The organism is Hominenteromicrobium mulieris, assembly GCF_046197855.1.
In the GTDB taxonomy this organism is placed as follows: domain Bacteria; phylum Bacillota; class Clostridia; order Oscillospirales; family Acutalibacteraceae; genus Hominenteromicrobium; species Hominenteromicrobium mulieris.
In genome coordinates this window covers 2,070,861-2,085,169 of the sequence record NZ_CP173188.1, presented here as the reverse complement: position 1 = coordinate 2,085,169, position 14,309 = coordinate 2,070,861, and the positions used below count along the sequence as shown (strand labels likewise).

12 protein-coding genes and 1 other annotated feature are annotated in these 14,309 nt (G+C 52.9%); of the genes, 7 read left to right on the top strand and 5 right to left on the bottom strand.

Translation table 11 applies throughout. From position 1 onward, the window contains the following. Positions 1-121: 121 nt before the first annotated feature. Together pheT and pheS are read right to left on the bottom strand one after the other, a co-directional pair. A complete protein-coding gene (gene pheT / locus ACI0CA_RS10185; protein WP_446806888.1) occupies positions 122-2,479 on the bottom strand; it encodes a phenylalanine--tRNA ligase subunit beta in 2,358 nt (785 codons plus the stop codon). A 17-nt stretch (positions 2,480-2,496) separates the two neighbouring features. Beyond that, complete coding sequence (gene pheS / locus ACI0CA_RS10180; protein WP_446806994.1) at positions 2,497-3,549, bottom strand: phenylalanine--tRNA ligase subunit alpha; 1,053 nt, start codon at positions 3,547-3,549, stop codon at positions 2,497-2,499. Between the two features lie 59 nt (positions 3,550-3,608). Then, positions 3,609-3,826 (bottom strand) — a binding site (T-box leader). Between the two features lie 221 nt (positions 3,827-4,047). Between pheS and ACI0CA_RS10175 the strand changes: the two genes are divergently transcribed. The 3 genes from ACI0CA_RS10175 to ACI0CA_RS10165 all read left to right on the top strand — a co-directional run bounded on the left by ACI0CA_RS10175 (position 4,048) and on the right by ACI0CA_RS10165 (position 6,744). After that, a complete protein-coding gene (locus tag ACI0CA_RS10175; protein WP_308450034.1) occupies positions 4,048-4,581 on the top strand; it encodes a DUF6106 family protein in 534 nt (177 codons plus the stop codon). A 163-nt stretch (positions 4,582-4,744) separates the two neighbouring features. Then, entirely contained in the window at positions 4,745-6,253 is a 1,509-nt protein-coding gene (locus tag ACI0CA_RS10170; RefSeq protein WP_446806889.1) for an NAD(P)H-hydrate dehydratase, read from the top strand. 134 nt (positions 6,254-6,387) lie between these two features. Further along, positions 6,388-6,744: a type II toxin-antitoxin system PemK/MazF family toxin gene (locus tag ACI0CA_RS10165; protein ID WP_176820281.1), complete on the top strand. Its 357-nt coding sequence runs from the start codon at positions 6,388-6,390 to the stop codon at positions 6,742-6,744. Positions 6,745-6,798: 54 nt separating this feature from the next. Here ACI0CA_RS10165 and ACI0CA_RS10160 read toward each other — a convergent pair whose 3' ends face one another. Both ACI0CA_RS10160 and ACI0CA_RS10155 read right to left on the bottom strand, forming a co-directional pair. After that, the gene (locus ACI0CA_RS10160) at positions 6,799-8,151 is read right to left on the bottom strand and encodes a CCA tRNA nucleotidyltransferase (RefSeq protein WP_308450036.1); all 1,353 of its coding nucleotides are present in this window, start codon (positions 8,149-8,151) and stop codon (positions 6,799-6,801) included. After that, positions 8,148-9,140 (bottom strand): hypothetical protein, encoded by a 993-nt coding sequence (locus ACI0CA_RS10155; RefSeq protein WP_308450037.1) that lies wholly within the window; start codon positions 9,138-9,140, stop codon positions 8,148-8,150. Before ACI0CA_RS10155 ends, ACI0CA_RS10160 begins: the two co-directional genes overlap by 4 nt. A 211-nt stretch (positions 9,141-9,351) precedes the next feature. Here ACI0CA_RS10155 and ACI0CA_RS10150 point away from each other — a divergent pair, with 211 nt between their 5' ends. The 3 genes from ACI0CA_RS10150 (at position 9,352) to ACI0CA_RS10140 (ending at position 12,027) form a co-directional block, all read left to right on the top strand. Continuing rightward, complete coding sequence (locus ACI0CA_RS10150; protein ID WP_308450038.1) at positions 9,352-9,846, top strand: SEC-C metal-binding domain-containing protein; 495 nt, start codon at positions 9,352-9,354, stop codon at positions 9,844-9,846. A gap of 233 nt (positions 9,847-10,079) precedes the next feature. Next, positions 10,080-10,745, top strand: a complete 666-nt coding sequence (locus tag ACI0CA_RS10145; RefSeq protein ID WP_446806890.1) for a hypothetical protein — start codon at positions 10,080-10,082, stop codon at positions 10,743-10,745. A 64-nt stretch (positions 10,746-10,809) separates the two neighbouring features. Then, complete coding sequence (locus tag ACI0CA_RS10140; RefSeq protein WP_417422818.1) at positions 10,810-12,027, top strand: alanyl-tRNA editing protein; 1,218 nt, start codon at positions 10,810-10,812, stop codon at positions 12,025-12,027. Between the two features lie 75 nt (positions 12,028-12,102). Here the strand turns inward: ACI0CA_RS10140 and sigG are convergent, their stop codons facing one another. Further along, positions 12,103-12,882 carry an RNA polymerase sporulation sigma factor SigG gene (gene sigG, locus ACI0CA_RS10135; protein WP_176820275.1) on the bottom strand — a complete coding sequence of 260 codons (780 nt, stop codon included), beginning with the start codon at positions 12,880-12,882 and terminating at the stop codon, positions 12,103-12,105. 261 nt (positions 12,883-13,143) lie between these two features. On the opposite strand from sigG, the gene ACI0CA_RS10130 reads away from it, so the two are divergent. Then, positions 13,144-14,259, top strand: a complete 1,116-nt coding sequence (locus tag ACI0CA_RS10130; RefSeq protein ID WP_446806891.1) for a hypothetical protein — start codon at positions 13,144-13,146, stop codon at positions 14,257-14,259. The last annotated feature ends 50 nt before the right edge of the window (positions 14,260-14,309 follow it).

Genomic DNA, 14,309 nt, shown 5'->3' with positions numbered 1-14,309 from the left:
CATTTCATTGTATGCCGGGCCCGGTGTTTTATTCGCATATAAAAGCACAGTGGAATAAACACTGTATACAGCATACCGCAAAACAACAAAAAAAGCAAGCGGTACGAAAATTTTTAACAAATTATCTCAGCACAACGCCAATCTTCGCGAGGTTCTCGATGATGGTGTCAACATAGCTTTGCACCTCGTTCTTCGCGAGCGTTTTCTCGTTCGAGGAGAACGTAAAGCGCAGCGTGATGCTCTTGACGACGCCGTTGTAGGAATCGATAAGCGCAACGTTCTTGAGCAGAGGGGTGACGTTCTGCCATGCGGCGGAAAGCGTGCTGTACGTCTGGTCTGCGCCGATGACGAGAGAGAGGTCGATATCGATGCCCGGGAACTTGGACGGCTCCTCATAGTGAATAACGGATGCTGCCATGGAGGAGAGCGTATCCATGTTCAGTTCACCGGCAACGATGACGGCTTTCTTATCGATCTTCGACTGTACGGACGGATGTACGACCGTGATAAAGCCGACGTATGTGCCGTCGAGATAGATCTCTGCGGTGTTGCGCGGGTGCTGCCAGTTGTGCTTTGCTTCCGCGATGCGGAACTCAAAGTAACGGTGCTTCAGCTCTTTGCTGATGGAAGCCATGATGTCGCGCAGGCCGAGGTAGAGTTCCTTTTCGCTCTTAGTGCGGCTGTACAGCGCAATGCCGAGGTGCTTCTGCTCATCGCACAGACCGTCTTCGCCGAGGCCGTTGATGACGCGGGCAATCTCGAACACACCGAAATCGTTTGCGTATGCTTTGTTTTCGTTGACGTAGGTGATCATCGTCGGCACCATGGAGCGGCGCAGCACGGTGTGGTCCGGCGTCATGGCGTTGATGACGCGCACGTTGTCCTCAATCTCGATGTTGAGGTCCTTGTACTTCTTCGCGTCGCACCAGATGTAGGAGTGCACTTCGTGCATGCCGTAGCGCTGTACGAGCAGGTCTTTCGTCCAGCGGTCATCATTGTTGCCCGCGGTGCGCATGACCGGCGCCAAAGCTGCCTTTGTGGTCGTAATCTTGAAGTTATCGTAGCCGTAAACACGGGTGATCTCCTCGATGATGTCGGCCTTGATGGTGACATCCTTCGTTGCACGCCAGGACGGCACGTGCGCGGTGAAGACTTCGTTTTCAAGCGTCGGTGCGAAGCCGAGCGCGGAAAGCGTATTCAAAATCTGTTCGTCGGAAATATCGATGCCCGTATAACGGTCTACAAATTTCTTATCGAACGTGATGTCGATTTTGTCGTAGTGGCGGACATAGACGTCCGTCATGGAGGAGATGATCTCCACACCCGGGTCGATCTCGGTGAGCAGCTGCATGAAGTGCTCGATGGCGACGTCGGTCATTTCCGGGTCAAGGGTTTTCTCATAACGCATGGAAGCATCCGTGCGCAAACCGATGCGCGTGGAGGACTTGCGCACGCTTACAGCGTCAAAGTTTGCGGATTCGAGCAGCAGACTGTCCGTGTTATCTTCAATCTCGGAGTTGAGACCGCCCATGATGCCCGCGATGGCGACCGGTTCTTCCTTGGAGCAGATCATCAGCGTGTTTTCGTCGATGCGGCGCTTTGTGCCGTCCAGCGTTTCAAACTCGAACGGAGCGGAGAAGCGCTGCACCTGAATGGAATCGACCTTTGCGCAGTCGAACGCGTGCATCGGCTGGCCGAGCTCGAGCATGAGGTAGTTTGTGAGGTCGGCAAGCAGGTTGATGGCACGCATGCCGCAGTAAAAGAGACGAATGCGCATATCAACCGGGCTGACCTTCTTCGTGATGTTGCGCACCTTGAGGCCCGTGTAGCGGTAGCAGAGCTCTTTATCGCGGATATCGATATCGATGCCCGGCAGAGAAGCGTAGGGGGTGAGATCCATGCGGCTGACCGGCTTTAATTCGCGATTGGTCAGCGCTGCAAATTCGCGCGCGATGCCGTAGTGACCCCAAAGGTCCGGGCGGTTCGTCAGAGACTTATTATCGACCTCGAACACAACGTCCTTTACGCCGTACGCGTCCGTAATCTGTGTGCCGAGCGGCAGGTCATCCGTGATCTCCCACAGTCCGCTGTGGTCGGCGCTGATGCCAAGTTCTTTTTCGGAGCAGCACATGCCGTGCGATTCATAGCCTGCAATTTTTGCGCAGGTGATCTCCATGCCGGAAACGGAGCCGCCTTCGCGGGCAAAGGCAACAAGCATGCCCTCGCGCACGTTTGGTGCGCCGCATACGCAGTCATAAACCTTGTCGCCTGCATCAACCTTCAAGAGGTGCAGTTTTTTGGAATCCGGGTGGTTTTCGATGAAAACGATACGCGCAACAACAACATCTTTGATGTCGCGGCCCATATAATAGATGTCTTCGACCTCTGCAGTGGAAAGCGTGAATTGGTGAATCAGCTTTTCAAGGTCCAGACCGGAAAGATCAACGAAGTCGTTGATCCAGTTCATTGAAATCAGCATTATAACGACTCCTTTTCTTATTCGTGGTTGAACTGCGAGAGCACCTTCAGATTGCCGCTGTTGAGGTCGCGGATATCTTTGATGCCGTAGCGCATCATGGCAAGGCGGGTAAGGCCGAGACCAAACGCGAAGCCGGTGTATTCATCGGGGTCGATGCCGCCGGCGCGCAACACGTTCGGGTGAATCATACCGCACGGGCAAAGCTCAATCCAGCCGGAACCGTGGCAGGTGGAGCAGCCCTTGCCGCCGCAGATGTGGCAGCTGATGTCAAGCTCAAAGCCCGGCTCAACGAACGGGAAGAAGCCCGGGCGCAGGCGAACCTGTACGTCCTGCTTAAAGACCTTAGAAAGCATGGTCTTCATGAAGTAGATGAGGTTCGAAATGGAGATGTCTTTATCAATCATGATGCCTTCCATCTGGAAAAACGTGTTCTCGTGGGAAGCGTCTGTGCTTTCGTTGCGGAAGCAGCGACCCGGGAAGATGGCACGCAGCGGTGCACCGTACTTTTTCATGATGGTGTTCTGCGCGGCCGAGGTGTGGGTCTTCAACAGCTGACCGTTATCGAGATAGTAGGTGTCCTGCATGTCGCGGGCGGGGTGATGCTTCGGAATGTTCAATGCCTCAAAGCAGTTGTAATCCGTTACGACCTCGCGGTAGTCTTCAATCGTAAAGCCCATGGAAGCGAAAATTTCTTCCAGCTCGCGCTGCACGAGCGTGATGGGGTGATAGGAGCCGCAGTCGGTATCCATCGGCAGCGTGACATCATATTGCTCTGCGCTGTTGACAAGGCGGTCTTCCTCCTCCTGCCGGATGCGCTCCACGTGTGCTGTGATGCGTTCGTCGACCTCGCGCTTGAGCGTGTTGATGGTCTGGCCGAATTCTTTTTTCTCCGCGCCGGAAAGGTCTTTAAGGCCCTTTAAAAGCTCGGTGACAGAGCCTTTTTTGCCGAGATACGAAACGCGCAGCTTTTCGATGGATTCGCTGTCGCGCACTTCGGAAAGGTCTGCGTCAAACTTCTGGCGCAGCTCGGAAATGCTTTCTTTGATTCCCATATCAATATATCCTTTCATAAATGATTTCCGTTTTGTACCGAACGGTGAGCATGAAAAAAGCCCGCCCCATGCACAAAACATGGGGCGAGCCGGAACGCTCGCGGTACCACCCAATTTCGGCGCATTGCGCCCTCTGAAAGCCTTTAACGCAGCTACCCGTTGCAGCCTACTTTAATTTCAGCCGCACCGCTCCAAAGAGAACTTCACCTATACTCAATGCAGGTGCGTTTTCAGCCGACGGCGCACCCTCTCTGCCCACGAAAAACAGGCTACTTTTCTTTTTCATCGCGTTTCACTGTTCGGCGTCGTTTGTATCCTCGCGACGCAACACTGTTATTTTAGCATAGAAATTTTCGGTTTTCAAGCCTTTCGCGGGATTTTATGGACAGAGTTTTGAGGTTATCGCACGGTATTCGTAATATTCGATAAAAATTCACAAATTACGCAGTTGAACTTCCGTGTGGGTTATGGTACAATGACAATATTGAATTATGGAAACGGAAGGTAATTTACAGTATGATGACAGATGTGTTTGTGGAATACATGGTGAAAAAGAAGACCGGCAGCAAGGATGTTTTGATGTCGCTCGGCGTGTCGATCCTCGGCGCGATCTTGATTTTTGTCAGCATTTTCCTGACGCCGGTTTCGCCGATGATCCCGTTCCTCGTGATCTGCGGCGTGATTTATGGCGTGTACTACGTCATCTCCTCGCGCAGTCTGGAGTTTGAGTACAGCATCACGAACGGCGACATTGCGGTAGATAAGATCATCAACCGCAGAAGCCGTAAACGTCTCACGTCTTTCGATGCCAAGGCGATTGAAGAGATGGGTAAGTACACGGAGAATGCGCAGAAGTTAAAAGGTAAGCGTGTGGACAAGACCATCTTCGCGGCGGAGACGGACGACGGCAAGGACGCGTGGTACATCATTGCAAAGAGCCGCAAGACCGGCTTGACGCTTCTTGTGTTCTCGCCGGACGAGCGCTGCATCGATGCCATCAAGCCGTTTATGGACAGAAGATTAAAGTTTGAAATCTTCGGCAGAAACTAAATTTCAAAATGTGAAGCGCCCCGTTATCGGAGATTTTCCGGTGACGGGGCGCTTTTCCGTGCGGCGCGAAAATGATTTTAATTTTCACCGCTTCCATAGTTGAAAACCGCACGGGAAAATGATACCATTAAAGCATAGAATGCTACGGAAAAGAGGCAGGTATATGCGGGTATTGACAGCGGCAGAGATCAGAGGGCTGGAGTCGTGCGCGGTGGAATCCGGCGTTTCCATGGAAACGCTTATGGAGAACGCGGGCGCCGAGGTGGCGGCAGCAGTGACAGAGAAAATGGACGTCACAGGCAAGAAAACGGTCATTTTGTGCGGCAAAGGCAACAACGGCGGCGACGGCTTTGTGGCGGCGCGCTTATTGGCGGCCGAGGGCGCAAAGGTGACGGTCGTTTTGATGCAGGGCGCACCGGCCTCCGACCTTGCAAAGCAGGCGTATGACAAAATGGGCCGCGGCATTGAGATCATCATGTACCGCACGGCAGGCGGCGCGGTAGACGCGGCGGACGTCATCATCGATGCGGTGTTCGGCTTCAGCTTTCACGGCCGTCTGCCGAGCGTGATGGAGCCTTTGCTTGCGCGTGCAGCGGAAAATAAAAAAGCGTTTCACATTTCCGTGGATATTCCAAGCGGCGCGGTGTGTGATACCGGCGCGGTGGAGGGCGCGTGCTTTAAGGCAGACCTTACGGTGACGTTTACGGCGATGAAGCCGGCGGGCGTTGTGTACCCGGCAGCGGGCTTCGGCGGCATGACCGTTGTGCGTCAGGTGGGCATCAAGGAGGAGCACCTTGAGATGCTGCCGTGTGACACGGAATCCGTTTTGCTCGGCAACATTTGCCCGCTGTTCCCGAAGCGCGACCCGGAGGGGCACAAGGGCACATACGGGCGGCTTTTAATGATCTGCGGCAGCGTGGGCATGGCAGGTGCGTGCATCATGGCTGCGCGTGCGGCGCTGCGCAGCGGTGTGGGACTTTTGAACATCGCCATTCCGCATGCGCTGTACCCAATCTTGGCTCCCGCCGTGCCGGAGGCAATCTTCACGCTGTATGACCCCACGGAAGCGCCGGGTGAAGCGGTGCTTGATGCTATCGATAAGGCGAGTGCGTGCCTTGTGGGCTGCGGGCTCGGCACGGCGCCGTATGCGGCAAAGCTTGTGGATGCCGTACTCGAAAATGCGCACGGGACGGTCGTTCTGGATGCGGACGCGCTGAATATCCTTGCCAAAACGCCGGAAAAACTACTTGTGCCGCAAGCCCCGGTCATCATCACGCCGCACCCGGGGGAAATGTGCCGTCTAAACGGCCGCACCATGGCAGAGCTGCGTGCCGACCGTTTGCAGACTGCACGTGTCTTTGCGCAGACGTACCGCGTTATCACCGTGCTAAAGGGTGCGGGCACAATTATCGCAGCGCCGAGCGGTGAAACGCGTGTGAACACAACGGGCAACCCCGGCATGGCAAAGGGCGGCAGCGGCGATGTTTTGGTCGGCATCACAGGTGCGTTGTGCGCGCAGAATATGCAGCCGTTTGAAGCGGCATATTCCGCCGTGTGCATTCACGGTGCGGCGGGTGACCTTTGCGCCGAAGCGCTTTCGCAGCATGGTATGTTGCCGACAGACCTCATCGAAAAATTGCCGCAGGTCTTTTTGCAGATTGAGGGCAAATAAATCCTGCGCATTTTGCACGGAACACACAACTTTGTAATAGAATGGAACAGGCGTGTTTAAGCGCCGAAAAAACGGGCAAGAATATAAGTAGCGCCGCGGGCGTTGATGCAAATTCTGTTCGGAGTGTGAAAACCGTGAATGTACACAGAGGCGATATTTACTACGCAGATTTAAGCCCCGTGGTGGGCAGCGAGCAGGGCGGCGTGCGCCCCGTGCTTATTGTGCAGAACGATGTGGGCAACCGGTTCAGTCCCACGGTGATCGCGGCGGCCATCACGAGCCAGCGCGACAAAACAAACCTGCCCACGCACATTGCGCTCCATGCTGAGCGCACCGGCCTGCAAAAGGATTCCATTGTGCTTTTGGAGCAGGTCCGTACCATTGATAAGCACCGTTTAAAAGAAAAAATGGGCAAGCTCGATGACGACGCCATGCAGCGCGTCAACGAAGCCATCGGTATCAGCTTCGGCCTTTACGATACATATAAGTAAAGGCCGAAAAAACCGCGCCGTTTCGGAAAAGCTCCGAGCGGCGCGGTTTGCACTTTATTTGTGTTTTTGTGTGTACCGTTCAAGGTGCAAAAGCAAGACTTCGCGGTCATTCGGAAGCTGGCCGCACAGCACAGCGTCTAAGAGTTTGTTTAGGGCTTCGCCGATTGCTTTGCCCTGAAATCCAAACGCTTGCAGGTCTTTGCCGGTGATTTTGAGTTGGCGCAGAGATAAGCAGAAATCCGCTTTTTGCAGCGCTTCGGCTTCGCTTTTGGCATCCGCAAGCGCTTTGCAACGGCCTTCGATGCACCACGGCGCGTGCGCTAAGCTGTCAGCACGGCTTACGGCGAGCAAGCGGTAGAACTGCTCATAGCCGAGCTTTGCGAGCAGGCGGCGGAACTTTGCCGTGCGCTTCGGAAAAGCGGTATCGTGCAGCAAAACAAGCTCCACGACGTTTTCGCGCGTTTTGTTGTCGCAGTGCAGCGCGCGCAGAGCTTCATCGGTGAACGCGGCGCTTTTCTCCGCGTGCCCGAAAAAGTGGTCATAACCGTCTTCACCCGTCGTGCGGACGGCTTTTTTGCCGACATCGTGAAATAAAATCGCAAGGCAGGCGATGGGGTCATCTGTGCCGATACTTTCGAGCGCGTGCAGCGTGTGCTCCCATACGTCGTACATGTGATATTTGCTGTTTTGCGGCACATCCTGGAGATTTTTGAGCTGCGGCACGGCGCAAAAAAACAACTCCGGCGCGGCACGCAGCGCCTCGACGGCATACGGTGCGCAGACGGTCTTTAAAAGCTCCGTGAAAATACGCTCTTTTGCGACGCGCCCGATCGTTTCATGCAGGTCGTGCACGGCGCGCAGCGTTTCGGGCTCGACCGTAAATCCGAGTACAGCCGCGAAACGAATCGTGCGCATCAGGCGCAGCGCATCTTCCGAAAAGCGCTTGTGCGGGTCGCCCACGCAACGAATGATTTCATTTTTCAGGTCTTCCTGCCCGCCGAACGGGTCAATGATTCCGGTTGCGGGGCTGTAGGCCATGGCGTTGATCGTCAGGTCGCGCCGCGCAAGGTCATCCCGAATATCGGTCGTGAATGCAACGCTGTCCGGGTGGCGGCCGTCTGTGTAATCGCCGTCTACGCGAAACGTCGTTACCTCGTACGGTTCGTGGTCGATGAGCAGTGTCACCGTACCGTGCTTAAGGCCGGTCTCTAAAACGGGAATGTCGGAAAAAAGCTCGATGATTTTTTCCGGCTTTGCCGCGGTCGTGATGTCCCAATCGTGCGGCGTTTTGTGCAGTAAGCTGTCGCGCACGCACCCGCCGACGGCGTAGGCCTCAAAACCGTTTTCGTGTAGGCGGGAGAGGATGAACGCGCACGGCGCGGGGAGAGTAATCTTCAGCCCGCTCATTTTAAAAAGATCGCCGTGTTGCGGGAAAGTGTACCGAAAAGCAGCGAAAACCGCAAACGAAGCGGGATGTTCTTCGTGTTTTCAAAGCGTGTGGCAGCGACGAACTCCGCCAGCGTGTACGTGTCCACGCCTTCGCTGAGCGCCACGGTCACGCGGTTGTTGCGGACATCAAGACCGGTCACAACACCGTATTGCAGCTTGGCCGATTCTGCGTCAGCGACGAGCATCAGCGCGATGACGGGCTTCTTTTTCTTGAGGCTTTTGTAGATTTCTTTGAAAAGATCGGTGTTCGTAAGGCCGGTTTCAAGCTGCAGCTTTTGGCTGCCGAGCGCCGTTTCCATACTGCCCGTAAGGTCTGCGGGGAAGATGAGCGTGTCTTTGTCATCTGCTTTTGCGGGGATAGCGGAAGACGAAATGGGCTGTCCCAAAGAAATACATACAGCCTGCGCGGCGTCGTAACCGATGGGGAGATTCTGATCTAAGCGAAGTTGTGCACTGTTTGCGGCAGCACTGTAATACGTGCTTTTCTGCACGTCTTCAATATTGCGGTCGGTCCAAATGTCCCACACGGTGCCCTTTGCCCAGAAGCCGCCGCACACAAGCAGCAGGCACAGCACAAGCGCCGCAATCTGCCGCGTGATGCGCAATGCTGCGTCGGACGGTGTTTCGCCGCTGTACAATCTGCGCTCATGAGAAACGGATTTGTTTTTCTGTGCGGCGGGCACTTGGCGCTTTACCGGCTTTGCGGCGGGACGAGGAGCCGCCGGTTTTGCCTGCGGCGGCTGTGCGGTTTCGCGTTCCGCTTTGCGCGCGGCAAAGCGTTCGTCGAGCACGGCGGGTTTATCGAAAGTGAGCGTTTCAAAATGCTGCTCACCGGTTTCTTCTTCATCGGGATCTGCGGTGCGCAGCGTCTCATCGCTGAAGACCTGCTTTTTAAAGAGTTCATTTTGTTCGCCCGCGGGCGTTTTGCGCTCGTTGTTCGGTTCCATTTTTGTCTCCTTGTGCTCAAAAAATAGAAATTCAACTAAAAAATCGAAATATAATCGGGATTTTTTTATAAGAATAGCACGTTTGACACTATTTTTCAATATATTAGGGTAGTTTCTGCTTGAAAAAAGCAGCGGATTCGGTTATAATCAAAAATAGACTTTCAGGGGATAACCGAAAGCCGCTTAAAAGATACGAAAAGGATGAAGCATCATGGCACTTTTTAAGGATTGGCAGGATTTTGCAGACAAGAAGTCCGCAGAACCCGGCGCAGAACAGTACTGGACACAATATTTCCTTAGAGAAAGGGATTTTTACGAGAAGCTCCTCAAGGGCGAAGCTCCGAAGAGCGGCACCGTACAGGCACTCGCTGACCACTTCGGCGTGGATATCATCGAAATGACCGGTTACCTTGACGGCATCAACGAGAGTCTCAAGGCGGAAAACGACCTGGAGAACATGACCGCCGAGACGGAGGTTTCCCTTGATTACGAGCCAGAGAAGCTCTATTACAACATGGTCGGCGCAAAGGCCGAGTGGCTGTATAAGCTCCCGCAGTGGGATTCCATTCTCACCGAAGAGAAGCGCAAGGAGCTCTACAAGGCACAGAAGGCTTCCACCACGATCGTAAAGGGTCCGAAGGTCGGCCGCAACGATCCGTGCCCCTGCGGCAGCGGCAAAAAGTACAAGAAGTGCTGCGGCAGATAAGCTGAAAATTCAAGATGCGTCGGGCGTCCGGCGCATTTTTTCATTTTTCGGTAGCCTTTTAGAGTTTTCTATGCTATACTGAAAATACCGAAGCGAAATTCAGCTTTAGCAAAGGAGAACACTTTATGTATTGCAGCTTTTTGTATAACAACAACCGCATCCGCTGAGAAATCAGTCGTTTGAAATTGGGTTAAGAGACCCTAAGTTTGTTATGTCAAAAAGGAGCTATATACATGAAAATTCAAGATAATATTTTAAAATTCTATCTTAAAAACTGCTATTTTATCACCGGCACGGCATATGCCGGAAAATCGACCATGTGCAGCATGTTATCAAAAAAGTACAACATGCTGCACTGCGAAGAAAATTACAACATGGACACGATCTTGTCCGCCGTTGACGAACAGAATCAGCCAAACTTGAATTATTTCAACACGATGCCGAGTTGGCAGCACTACGTTTCCCGCACGCCGAAGGAATTTTATGATTGGTATAACGGCGTCTCGGAAGAAGTAGCGGAATTTGAAGTCGCCGAGCTGATTCGACTTTCGGGCGACAGAAAAGTCATAGTCGATACCAATATCCCGCTTGATACCTTGCATAAAATCGCAGAGCCGAACCATGTGGCGGTGATGCTCTCACCGCAAAGTATGTCTGTTGCATCGTTTTTTAACCGCGGCGATCCGGAAAAGCAGTTTTTGCTGAAAGAGATCGAAAAGTGCTCGAACCCGGAAGCGGCGTTTGAAAATTTCAAAGCGTGTATTGCGTCGGTGAACAGCCCGGAGGTGTATGAAGCTTATCTGCACAGCGGATTTTTCACGCTGATACGGGAAAACACAGAGCGCGATACGCGCGAAGAAGTGCTTCAAAAGCTTGCGGAACATTTTGAATTAAACTGAATTAAACATAGAATAGGCGGGGTGCGGCTGCGGCGGCACCTCGTTTTACAAAAGGAGTACATAAATGAGCTGCGAAAAATTGTATCTCACCGCGCCGGAGATGCTCGAATGCACCGCGCGTGTTGTGAGCTGTACGCCGAACAAAAACGACGGCTATGACCTTGAGACTGACCGCACACCGTTTTTTCCGGAGGGCGGCGGGCAGCTGAGCGACATCGGCACGGTTTACGACCCTATGCAGGGCTTTGTGCCGGTCACGCACTGCTTTGAAGCGAACGGCACGGTGCTGCACCGCACAGGAAAGTCGTTTGCGGTGGGCGAAATCGTCACGCTCAAAGTGGATGCCGCAAAGCGTTTGAAATACACCCAGCAGCACACGGGCGAACACCTGCTTTCGCATGCCTATGACGTGCTGTTCGGCGCGGAAAACGTCGGCTTTCACATGGCGGGAGACGTCGTGACCATTGACCTTGACCACGATTTATCGGATGAGGAGATCGAGGCCGGCGAAAAATACGCAAATGAACTCGTTTGGAAAAACGCGCCCGTGCGTATTTTTAATGTGGACGCTTCCGAGCTTCAGAATCTGCCGCTGCGCAAGAAAAATGAGAAGCTGCACGGCGAGGTACGCATCGTGGAGGTGGAAGACGGTGATCACACCGAAATGTGCACCTGCTGTGGCACGCACTTCATGAGCACCGCACCGGTCGGCCTAATCAAGGTTTTAGAGCATGCGCGGTATAAATCCGGCTGCCGCATCACGTTCGCCTGCGGCGTGCTGGCGCTGGAGCACTTCACAAAGGAAAACGCCGAGCTGCGCCGTACCGCCGCTGCGCTTTCCGTAAAGCCGGACGGCGTGTTCGACGCGCTCGCTCGCAAGGAAGAACAGGTGCAGGGCCTGAACCAGAAGCTCCGCGAGAAAAACGCGCAGCTTGCAAAATTGCACAGCGAAAAGCTGCATGCCGAAGCACAGGAGAATTTCATTGCGGCATACCTGCCGGCCGATTTTGACGCATGCAAAACGATTGCCGAAACGCTTTGTGCGGACGATAATTTCTCTGCTGTGCTGTTCTGCAATGAAAGTGACCGTTTGCGCTATATTTGCGCGCGCGGCAAAAACGGCGCGCTCGACTGCCGCGCCGCCGCACAGAAAATCAACGCTTTGCTCGGCGCAAAAGGCGGTGGCAGCCCCATGACATCGCAAGGCTCCTGCCCCAAAACAGCTGAGACAGAGCAAAAACTTCGCGAGATTTTATCCGAACCGCTACAAAACTTGAATTAAAACAGATAAAACGCAGACTATTCATAAGCCTGCGTTTTTATGTATGCGGCAGGGGAATTCCCTTGCCGTTCTGGCTTACAGCTCTGCTTTAATGCGGCTCATCGCGCCTTTTTCCAAGCGTGAGACCTGTGCCTGCGAGATGCCAATCTCCCCGGCGACTTCGGTCTGTGTTTTGCCGTCGATGAACCGCATGGAAAGAATTTTTCGCTCGCGATCGGTCAGATCGCGAATCGCCTCGCGCATGGCAATTTCCTCCAGCCAGTCGCCGTCCGTCGTGCCGCCTTTCACCTGATCCATAATATAAATGGTGTCGCCGCCGTCGGAAAACACCGGCTCGTAAAGGGACACCGGCTCCACGATGGATTCGAGCGCGATGACGATGTCTTCGGGCGGCAGCTCCATGCGCTTTGCGATTTCCGTGATGTTCGGCTCTTTACCGTTTTCGTTCGTCAGCTGCTCTTTGATCTGCATGGCGCGGTACGCCGTGTCGCGCATGGAACGGCTGACGCGCACGGCGTTGTTGTCGCGCAGAAAGCGTTTCACTTCGCCGGAGATCATCGGCACGCCGTAGGTGGAGAACATTACCTCGTGGCTTGGGTCGAAATTATCGATGGCCTTGATGAGCCCGATGCAGCCCACCTGAAAGAGGTCATCCGGGTTTTCGCCGCGGCTTGTAAAGCGCTGGATGACGCTGAGCACCAAACGTAAATTGCCGCAGATCAGCTTATCGCGCGCATCTTTATCGCCGTGATGGCTGCGGTCTAAAAGCTCGCGCATCTCGTCATTTTTTAGGGTTTGCAGCTTTGCCGTGTTCACTCCGCAAATCTCCACTTTGCTCTGCGCATACGCATACATAAAAGCACCTCCACAATTTGCAATTTTTGCGGCGCTTGCAAACAGGAGTATGGGCGGTTTTAAGCGGTATAATCAGCTTTAATCAGTTTTGTATGATTTTCGCATAGAAAAAATTGCTCTAAATTAAAAAAAGTGGACATTTCGCGAGCAACATGGTATGATTGGATTATAAGATACGAAACAGCGGTGTTCCATGTACGGATATAAAAGAATATGATTATAAAATGTTATGTAAATTGGATTGCTTTGGAGGGGGAGAGAATGAAAGCTTACAAACGGCTTCTTTCCGGTGTTTTAACAGTGGTGCTTTTGCTTTCCGGCTGCGGTGCAACAGTCACAGCGGGATTATTTAAATCGAAAATCGAGTTCATCGGTGAAACGGGCAAAAACAACATGAAGCTGTACGACGAATTCAAAGACTGGGAGCGGCAGGTGAGCGCGCCGGTTGCCGTTGTGGACGAGCGCATCTATCTGAAACGCAAAGGCGAAATTCAGCAGCTCAGCTGCGGCAAAAATGATCTTGTATGGGAATCCGAGATCGCGGCGATATACAACGGTCGAATCTATTATGTCGCGCCGAGCTCGACTGTCATGACCACAACGGTAAATTCGGGGTATCAAATTGGGAATACAAAAGGGTATACTCATACTTTGGATTATTCCGTGGTTTCGGAAACCTATCCCGAAAGAGAAGATCGCAAGTTGTTGTTTTCTACTTCGCTGATCAATTTACCAGGCCTTAAAAAATATGATTATAGAGCTTCTGATTCGTTGAACCAAATCCCGAACACCTGCATGGAAATCCCGGATATCCACTATCTCGGCTTTTTCTGGATCGACCGAAAGCTTGCGCTGGCGGATTATGACCATGTGTTCGAGTATAACATGATGATCGACGAGGTGCGGGCTGTGCGCATGGACGAATATCACCTCTACGAAAACGACGTGTGGGCAGAGGTACGCGACAACGGCGAGACATTATCGCTCGGCAATTATAAAACCGACCGGCGTTGGAGCTTCGGATTGGACGAGCTGAATAACGAATACGCAAAGCAGCTGTATGAGATCTATCAAGAAGAATTATCCGCGGAGCTTGAGAAAGAAAAAGCAGTGAATGAAGCAGTGGGCGCAACGAACTATCTGTGGAGTCCGACTACGCAGCTGCAATTTGATAAGGTCATTGTGGTGAACTCAAAAATTTACTTTTCAGTCGCATACACAAGTACGGATAAAGCGAATAGTTTGCTGCTTTTTGAGTTTGACCCGTGGAACGAAACGCTCTCGTATGCGGATTGTATTCCGTTGAATAAGTATATACATAACAGCGCATTGATCCCAGTAATCCAGCCAAGCACAAAATCGGATTATGTAAACTGAATAAATTTATGTAAATTAAAAAGCGAGCCGTTCTGGTAAAGAACGGTTCG

Bases quoted from the DNA above. Each gene is read 5' to 3' on its own strand.
- pheT (WP_446806888.1), bottom strand. From the start codon at position 2,479: ATGCTGATTTCAATGAACTGGATCAACGACTTCGTTGATCTTTCCGGT.
- pheS (WP_446806994.1), bottom strand. From the start codon at position 3,549: ATGAAAGGATATATTGATATGGGAATCAAAGAAAGCATTTCCGAGCTG.
- ACI0CA_RS10175 (WP_308450034.1), top strand. From the start codon at position 4,048: ATGATGACAGATGTGTTTGTGGAATACATGGTGAAAAAGAAGACCGGC.
- ACI0CA_RS10170 (WP_446806889.1), top strand. From the start codon at position 4,745: ATGCGGGTATTGACAGCGGCAGAGATCAGAGGGCTGGAGTCGTGCGCG.
- ACI0CA_RS10160 (WP_308450036.1), bottom strand. From the start codon at position 8,151: ATGAGCGGGCTGAAGATTACTCTCCCCGCGCCGTGCGCGTTCATCCTC.
- ACI0CA_RS10155 (WP_308450037.1), bottom strand. From the start codon at position 9,140: ATGGAACCGAACAACGAGCGCAAAACGCCCGCGGGCGAACAAAATGAA.
- ACI0CA_RS10150 (WP_308450038.1), top strand. From the start codon at position 9,352: ATGGCACTTTTTAAGGATTGGCAGGATTTTGCAGACAAGAAGTCCGCA.
- ACI0CA_RS10145 (WP_446806890.1), top strand. From the start codon at position 10,080: ATGAAAATTCAAGATAATATTTTAAAATTCTATCTTAAAAACTGCTAT.
- ACI0CA_RS10140 (WP_417422818.1), top strand. From the start codon at position 10,810: ATGAGCTGCGAAAAATTGTATCTCACCGCGCCGGAGATGCTCGAATGC.
- sigG (WP_176820275.1), bottom strand. From the start codon at position 12,882: ATGTATGCGTATGCGCAGAGCAAAGTGGAGATTTGCGGAGTGAACACG.
- ACI0CA_RS10130 (WP_446806891.1), top strand. From the start codon at position 13,144: ATGAAAGCTTACAAACGGCTTCTTTCCGGTGTTTTAACAGTGGTGCTT.